Genomic DNA, 1,609 nt, shown 5'->3' on the forward strand with positions numbered 1-1,609 from the left:
AACTTCAAGGGCGCGACCAGAAGGTCAGCGCCCTTTCGTTTCACGTCACCTTGCCTCAAATGCGACCCGCTCGCTCATATGACCCAATCCACTGTCAAGGGCCACAATGGCCCCGCCGACCGCTTGCAATCGGTCGGCGGGGCCTGCCGTTAAACCCGTCCCGGTCCGCCCCCGGCATGTCATCGACGCCTTCGGCTCAGTCTCATATCCGCGGATACCGCTCCGGCGGCCCGCAATCCTCTCCTTCGGCGGGGTTCCCCTAGTCTGTCTTCGCGCATGCGGCGGCCGCCGCGCGCACAGCGAGAACGGGGGTGTCCCCGAAGGCTGCCCGGCTCGCCGGGACGGGGGCTTATGTCTATTCCGCGCCCTCCCGGCACATCGTGCCGAGGGCCCACAGCCACCTCACGAGCTCGGCCGCGGTGGCCGCGTTCGCCTTCGCCTGCGGCATCCCGCGGGCGATCATCTCCTCGCGGCGGCGCAGGAGCCTCTCGGACCCCTTCCTCCCGTGCATCCTTATCTCGAGGGGCACGCCGGAGCCCTTGGGCATCAGCTTCGGCTGGTGGCCGGCCTGGGCGTAGCACCAGGACCCCTCGACAGCCAGCTTCCTGACGAGCGCGTTGCCGGCCCCGCTGATTCCGCCGAGGCGCACGGAGTCCGCGCTCGACCTCTGCTTCGGGGCGAGGCCGAAGTAGGCCGTCACCTGCCTGCCGGAGCGGAACCTCGAGAAGTCGCCGACCTCGGACGCGAAGGCGGCGGCGAGCGCGAACCCGCACCCCTTGATCGACTGGAGCGCCTCGACCTCGGCCGAGAGGGGGCCCGCCGCGACGGCGGCCCTGTACTCGGCGAGGAGGGCCTCCCTCGTCTCGTCGGCCGCCTCGACCTCGTTCCTCAGCGCCGCAAGCGCCCGGATGCCGCCGTCGTCGGCGGGGTGTATGCCGTCGAGCCACCTGAGGAAGCCGTACGTCCAGTACTTCCGGGGGTTGCCGGCCGGCGTCGTGCCGCCGTAGACATAGCCGCGGCGGGCTAGGAACGCCAGGAGCCGCTGCTTCGCCGCCGCGAGCCTCGCGGTCGCCGCGTCGTGGGCGGCGGCGAGGTCCCTGAGCCCCTCGATCTCGGGGGACGGCACCCATACCGGGGTGACGTCGTGCGACAGTATCGCCTTGGCCATCCTGGCCGCGTCGTTGCGGTCGTTCTTGGACGAGAGGTCGGCCGCTGACCTCGGGACCTTGGAGACGGCCGCGACGACGCAGTCGACGCCGAGCCCGGAGAGCTCCCTTTGCGGGGCGAAGCCGAGGTAGCCGCTCTCGTAGGCGGCGAGCGACGGGCCGGGGAAGCCCGACATCCACTCCGCGACCTCGCCCCAGGGGTTGCCGCGGAACCTCCTCGTCACGGCCTCGCCCGTCTCCGCGTCGAGCGCGCAGACGGTGGTGGACCTGAGGTGTACGTCCATTCCGAAGGCGGTAGAATATCTAGGCACGGGAGCCTCCCAACCTCGTTGCGGCGCGGCTGCGCCTCTGGCACTTCAACAACATTGTCGCAGCCCCGACCCGCGGTCACGAGCGGGGGCTCCTGTCGTTTCCGTGCCCCTGGATTGGGTCATAGTGTCTGT

General features: G+C 70.3%; 1 protein-coding gene. It reads right to left on the bottom strand.

The window, feature by feature from the left end; translation table 11 throughout:
• Window positions 1–355: 355 nt before the first annotated feature.
• On the bottom strand, window positions 356–1,477 hold the full coding sequence (locus DW195_RS10015; RefSeq protein ID WP_117641087.1) for an IS110 family transposase: 1,122 nt from the start codon (window positions 1,475–1,477) through the stop codon (window positions 356–358).
• Between the last annotated feature and the right edge of the window lie 132 nt (window positions 1,478–1,609).

Origin of the sequence: Collinsella sp. AM17-1 (assembly GCF_003470665.1) — a bacterium.
Taxonomy (GTDB): domain Bacteria; phylum Actinomycetota; class Coriobacteriia; order Coriobacteriales; family Coriobacteriaceae; genus Collinsella.